We start from the raw sequence: 1817 nt of genomic DNA, 5'->3' as shown, positions 1-1817 counted from the left end.
CACCGGCTGGGCAGCAGCGCCAACGCCGGCCCTGGCGACCCCAGCAAGACCGGCGGCGATCGAGCCCGCGCCGCTCTGTCCGGACGTTGCGGCGGCGAGGCCGAAAGCCGTCGAAGTACTGCCGGCAAGATGCGCGCCGCCACGGGCAGCGACAGCCGACATCCGCCCCCCAGCACTGACCGCACCCGCTGCGCTGCCGAATCCGGCACGGGCACCCATGGCGCCGGCGACGCCAAGACCCGCGGCGGCGAGGCTCGTCCCCACAGCGGCACCCGCACCAAGCTGCGGGGCTCCGGAAACAAGGCCCGTTGCAATGCCGGGGCCGAAGATCGACAGCCCCATCAGAGACAGTGCGCCCAGCACCAGCGACAGCGCATCCGTGATTATTGGCTGTTCGGCGCCGAAACCGCGAGTGAACTCGCCGAAGAGACCCGAGCCGATGCCGACGATGACAGCGAGGACGAGGATCTTCACGCCGGACGCGACGATGTTGCCGAGGACTTTCTCGGCGAGGAAGGCTGTCCGGCTGAACAGCGCAAACGGGATCAGCACGAAGCCTGCCAGTGTCGTCAGCTTGAACTCAATGAGCGTGACAAAGATCTGGACGGCCAGAATGAAGAACGCGATCAGCACGATCGCCCAGGCGGTCATAAGCACTGCGATCTGGACAAAATTTTCGAAGAACGAGACGTAGCCCATCAGCTGGCTGGCGGCTTCGAGGATCGGATTGCCGGCATCGATGCCGACCTGCGCGACGCGGCCCGGCTGCAGGAGTGCGGGGCCCGAGAGCGCTGATCCTCCTGCCTTCAGTCCAAGCCCCGAGAAACTCTCGAAGACGATGCCGGCGAGGCGATTGAAGTTGCCGATGATGAAGGCGAAGAAGCCGATATAGAGCGTCTTCTTCACCAGCCGATGCAGCATGTCCTCGTCAGCGCCCCATGCCCAGAAAAGGCCGGCAAGCGTGATGTCGATGACGATCAGCGTGGAGGTGAGAAATGCCACTTCGCCGCCGAGCAGGCCGAATCCGGAATCGATATAGCGGGTAAAGGTTTCCAGGAAGCGGTCGATTACGCCCGTGTCGTTCATGGCGCCACCGTGTTCGAACGGGTATCTTGGGTATCGGCCGGGGTCGAAGGGGTCAGCGGCTGCAGCCGGCTCTGATCCTTCTCGATCGGTGGAGCGGCGTATGGTGCCACGGGTCGGGATGGCCGCAGGAAACGCCGGCGGTTCTCGGCCCAAGCCTTCCTGCAGGCCTCGTCTGCAATTGCAGCCATGCCAACTGCCCGGCATCGCTCGAGTTCAACGCTGGCCGGCTCGCCGCCCGGATACTCAGAACGCGGGGAGGACACGTCCTGCGAGCCGTTGCCGCGCAACGCCATAAAGGCGGCGGTCATGGCGGCGCCAAGTGCAATAACGGCTGTTATCCGGGCGGCGATCTTGAGATCCATGACCCGCCTCAGTCGTGGAACATTTTGACGGATGACGCGGTGTATCTGCTGCCCGTCATGAAGCGGCTGAACTGTTCTCGCGCCTGCTCCTGTGCAGCGGCCGTCCTTGCCTGCTCCAGCGCAGCAGCCCTGCCCTGCGCCGCCAGCATTGCGGTGAGGTCGGCGACCTGTCTTGCCTGCACGGCGAGAAGCTGGTTGCCGGCTTGCGTTGCCTGCAGCACGCCGACCGCCGATTGGCTGGCGTCGACGAGCGCGCTGGTTTGCTGCTGCGTCCCGTCGATATTGTCCACGGCAACAGCACCGGCCTTCAATGAGTGCTCGAAAGCCGACACCGATGTCCGCCAGCGCTCACGCGCGCCATCGACAAGC

The 1817-nt window shown here is 64.9% G+C and carries 2 protein-coding genes and 1 pseudogene; all 3 read right to left on the bottom strand.

All coding sequences use genetic code 11. The features are described from left to right. Nucleotides 1-1086: P-type conjugative transfer protein TrbL (trbL, locus tag EN884_RS34780; RefSeq protein ID WP_128361078.1), on the bottom strand; the 1086-nt coding region annotated here is incomplete at its 3' end. Further along, nucleotides 1083-1448, bottom strand: a complete 366-nt coding sequence (gene trbK-alt, locus EN884_RS34775; protein ID WP_082826777.1) for a putative entry exclusion protein TrbK-alt — start codon at nt 1446-1448, stop codon at nt 1083-1085. The genes trbK-alt and trbL, both read right to left, overlap by 4 nt. Before the next feature lie 8 nt (nt 1449-1456). Next, nucleotides 1457-1817: pseudogene (locus tag EN884_RS34770) on the bottom strand (P-type conjugative transfer protein TrbJ); the annotation flags it as partial.

The sequence above is a fragment of the Mesorhizobium sp. M7A.F.Ca.AU.001.01.1.1 genome (assembly GCF_004022735.1).
Lineage (GTDB): Bacteria > Pseudomonadota > Alphaproteobacteria > Rhizobiales > Rhizobiaceae > Mesorhizobium > Mesorhizobium ciceri.
Note: the sequence above shows the minus strand (reverse complement) of the source record. Positions and strands in the feature narration are given on the sequence as shown.

Bases quoted from the DNA above. Each gene is read 5' to 3' on its own strand.
- trbK-alt (WP_082826777.1), bottom strand. From the start codon at position 1,448: ATGGATCTCAAGATCGCCGCCCGGATAACAGCCGTTATTGCACTTGGC.